The organism is Mesorhizobium sp. M2A.F.Ca.ET.037.01.1.1 (assembly GCF_003998075.1).
In the GTDB taxonomy this organism is placed as follows: domain Bacteria; phylum Pseudomonadota; class Alphaproteobacteria; order Rhizobiales; family Rhizobiaceae; genus Mesorhizobium.
The window spans coordinates 1-4,015 of the sequence record NZ_RZSA01000632.1 but is presented as its reverse complement, the minus strand read 5'-3'; the positions used below and the strand labels follow the sequence as shown (position 1 = coordinate 4,015).

At 60.2% G+C, this 4,015-nt stretch carries 4 protein-coding genes; all 4 read right to left on the bottom strand.

The features are described from left to right. The coding region (locus EOA27_RS25815) for a succinylglutamate desuccinylase/aspartoacylase family protein (RefSeq protein ID WP_189562111.1) at positions 1-314 on the bottom strand (314 nt) is incomplete at its 3' end. A 194-nt stretch (positions 315-508) separates the two neighbouring features. Then, positions 509-1,882: a CapA family protein gene (locus EOA27_RS25810; protein ID WP_127257594.1), complete on the bottom strand. Its 1,374-nt coding sequence runs from the start codon at positions 1,880-1,882 to the stop codon at positions 509-511. 52 nt (positions 1,883-1,934) lie between these two features. Further along, the gene (locus tag EOA27_RS25805) at positions 1,935-3,011 is read right to left on the bottom strand and encodes an oligopeptide/dipeptide ABC transporter ATP-binding protein (protein WP_245491161.1); all 1,077 of its coding nucleotides are present in this window, start codon (positions 3,009-3,011) and stop codon (positions 1,935-1,937) included. Beyond that, positions 3,008-4,015, bottom strand: coding sequence for an ABC transporter ATP-binding protein (locus EOA27_RS25800; protein WP_127257591.1), 1,008 nt, complete (start codon positions 4,013-4,015; stop codon positions 3,008-3,010). The genes EOA27_RS25805 and EOA27_RS25800 overlap by 4 nt, the downstream gene beginning before the upstream one ends.

Below are 4,015 nucleotides of genomic sequence, written 5' to 3'. Positions count from 1 at the left end.
AGATTCTTCCCATCTAGCGGTGTGTTGCGGCTCCAAGCCTGCACGGCCAGTGGATTGATCTCAGGTACTATGATAACCCTTCCGCAGGTTTGCGCTTCAGGAAGCCACTCAATAAGCCGCCGAGCGACAATCGGCCCTTCCAATTCATTGCCATGATTTCCGCCAGTGATCAGGAGGCGCGGTCCCTTCCCTTTATTGAGGCTGAAGACCGGCAGCGAAAGAGCTTCGCAGTCGGCGCCTTTTGGGACAACAAGATGCCCCGTGCTCGCGCCAGGCGTGTCGATATCGAACGTCAGGTGTGGTGCTTCGCTCATTGATAGCCTCCATTGGAATAGAACTTACGATTCAGCCGGATCAATGCAACTTGCCGCAGATTTTAGACAAACGGCGACAGATGTCTCTCTTAGTCGAATGACGATAACCGGTGTGTCGCCAGTTACCGATCTAATGCTGCGCCGCAGCTCATCTGGGATAAGGCTTCTGATTTGCGCCGCGCCTCGAAGTAACGTCACCGCGAGGTGCCGGGGTTCAGCCTTATGATTCCAATGCTATTCTCGATGGCGATTTCGGTCCCGAACGGCTCGGAGAGCTTCTGAAGCCTCTCCAGAGTGACCCTTGCCTGCGACCCTGTGGCCAAGTGCGGGATGCCGCGGTCGGCAAACCTTTTCGAGTGACCGAGTTCGATCGGATATAGCCGCAATTCGGCAAGCTGGTTCTGCTCAAATCGGCTTCCGGTGACAATGCTTTCATAGAAGACCGGGTCTGTGAATCCTCTTGCCATCTCAGCGACTTTAACCTCCGCATCCGTGTCGACCCGTGGGTCCTTAGCGTATTTGTCAAACATGTCGGCGCCGCACGGGGTCCCGAGGTCGTCCTCGAAGAAATTCCCAAGGCTATAAAAGATCGCCCGGCCCCTATAGATTTCGATGCCTCGCAGCAGATGCGGCCCGTGACCAATGTATGCGTCCGCTCCGGCGTCGATCATTTTGTGCGCAAAGGATTGCTCGTAGTCAGGCGGTTCCTGGCTCCAATTCCCAGGCTCGTGGCCGTGGTTGGTGACAATGCAGAAGTCGGAGAACTGCTTGCCCCGACGAACGTTTCGTAGAATGTCGGCGACATCGCGCGGGTCGGGTTCGTAGCTGTATCCGGTCTTGTCGCCCGCCTTGAACGTCGCTCCGGCGACCACGACGCGGTCTTGGTCATCATGGCCGGACTCGTAACTGGGCACCGCATCGCGCACTTGCCTTAAGTTTTCGAGCATCTCCGGCGGAACCACGATGCTTTCCGCCAAACGAAGCGGGTTGAGTCCGGGTCTGCCTGGCGCCTCGCCGGCGGGATCGCCGGCACGAGCCATCGTCGCAAATGTTGAAGCAAAGGACACCAGCCCCACGCGACCGCGTGCGGTTTCGAAGAAGCGAGCGGCGCCGGCTTGTGCGAGATTCTCGCCCGTACCTGCATGGATGATACCGCTCTCATCGAGCACCCGGCTCGTCTCGCGCATGCCCTCAACGCCCCAGTCAAGCGTATGGTTGTTCGCACGGCCGACCATGTTGAACCCCATCGCCTTCAAATCAGGTCCGACCTCCGGCAGGCTGAGGTGATACGCGCCGCCGTATTCAGCCTGCGGGTATCCATTGAACGATCGGATATCGAAGATGTTGACTTCCAGGTTGCCAAAAGTGACGTCAGCATCGCGAAGAATCTTGACGACGGCGCCGAAGCCGGAATCCTGAGATTTAGTAACTGCCCGCGACACGATGAGGTCGCCCACTGCTACCATCGTGAAGCCGTCCGCAACGTTCGTCGCAATCGATCCGACCGTATCATAGCCGCCAACCTGCTGGGTCGGATGACAATCGCTCTCGTGCAAATGTTCTTCCATAGTCTCGATTCTCTTCTTGTCGCTGGATTTGTAACGATGCGCGGTGTGCGTGTCAGCGCTGCGCTTGGGACTCTCGATCGGGCGATGGAGGCTCCGACAGAGCCACAGGACCGGGCAAAGTATTAGGCGCCGCAGTAGGCTGGGCCGGCATGCCTGTAGCCGGAGCACGAACATGACAGGCTACGACGCGCCCGTCTGACATCGGCACCAAAGGCGGCACTTCGATGCGGCAACGCTCGATCGCGAGTGGGCAGCGCGGGTGAAACGCGCATCCGCTCGGCGGATTGATAGGGCTTGGCACCTCGCCCTCGATGGGTGCCTCCTGCCGAACGCGCGTCGGATCCGGCACTGGTGCCGCCGCGATCAGCGCCTCGGTGTAGGGGTGTACCGGCTCGGCGAAGAGCGCCTCGCATGGAGCGAGTTCCACAATCCGCCCCAAATACATGACCGCAACGCGTTGCCCGATATGCTCTACAACGCCGAGGTCATGCGAGATGAAGACGAAGGCGATGCCCATTTGCTGCTGGAGATCCAGAAGCAGATTCAGAATCTGCGCCTGCACGGAGACGTCGAGGGCTGACACCGCTTCGTCGGCGATGATGACAGAGGGGTTGAGCGACAGGGCGCGTGCAATGCCGAGCCGCTGGCGCTGACCGCCCGACAATTCGGATGGGAGCCTGTGCATCATCTCAGGCGACATTCCGACTTTTCGGAGAAGGTCCGCGGCAAGCGCTTGACGCTGCCGCCGGCTGAGACGCTCAAAGTTTTCGACGGGTTCAGTGATGATCTGTCCGGCGGTGAGGCGCGGATTCAGCGACGAGTAGGGATCCTGAAAGACCATCTGCATCCGACGGCGAAACGCGTGGAGCGCTTGCTTCTTGAGGCTCGCAATGTCGGTCCCGTCGATCAGCACGCGACCACCCGTCGGCTCCACGAGCCGCATCAAAAGCCGCGCGATGGTAGACTTGCCGCAGCCGGATTCGCCGACGATGCAGAGTGTCTCGGCCGCCCCGACGGAAAAGGATACATCCTCCACCGCCCGGATTACCGGAATGCTCTTCTTCAGGAATCCTGTACCGAGCGGATAATGCTTGGTCAGATTCTCAACTTTCAGCAGCGGACCGTTCATGCGCCCATCACCTCTTCGGCGCGCCAGCAAGCTGCGGCGTGGCTCGACCCGACGTCACGCAGGGCGGGCGTCTTCTCGCGGCAAACATCTATCGCGAACGGGCAGCGAGGCGCGAAGCTGCACCCGACAATGGGCTCCCGCAGGCTTGGCACGATGCCTGGAATTTCCGGTAGGCGGCGCTGGCGGCCGCGCCGCCGGTCGGGCACCGATCGCATGAGCCCCTGGGTGTAGGGATGCGCCGGACGCGCAAACAGATCTATCACGCTCGCTTGCTCAACGATCCGGCCGGCATACATCACGATCACGCGCTGGCATGTCTCGGCGACGACGCCCAGATCATGCGTGATGAACATGACGGCCGTTCCCGTGCGCTCTTTCAGATCGACGATGAGCCGCAGGATCTGCGCCTGGATTGTGACGTCAAGCGCGGTGGTTGGCTCATCGGCGATCAATAGCTCTGGTGAGCAGGCGAGAGCCATGGCGATCATTGCGCGCTGGCGCATCCCGCCTGACATTTCATGCGGATAGTTGCTGACGCGCCGTTCCGGGTCCGCGATGCGGACGAGACGGAGCATCTCTTCGGCTTTCTTCATGGCCACCGAGCGAGACGCCTTGGTGTGGATCTGCACCGCCTCCGCGATCTGGTGGCCGACCGTATAGACCGGATTGAGACTCGTCATCGGTTCCTGGAAGATCATGGCGATCTGGCCGCCGCGGATCTTGCGCATCTCGCGATCAGACAGCTCAAGCAGGTCGCGACCCTGGAAGCGGACCTCGCCGCCGACGGTCCTGGCGCTCAACTTCGGCAGCAGGCGGAGGATCGATAGGGCAGTGACGCTCTTGCCGCATCCCGATTCGCCAACAATGCCCAGCGTTTCGCCTTTCTTGACCTGAAAGCTGATGCCGCTGAGCGCGCGGGTGACGCTATCTTCGCCAAAGAAATGCGTTTCAAGGTCTCGCACCTCGAGAAGCACATCGTCGCCTACCCTTTGATGCATCTGCAT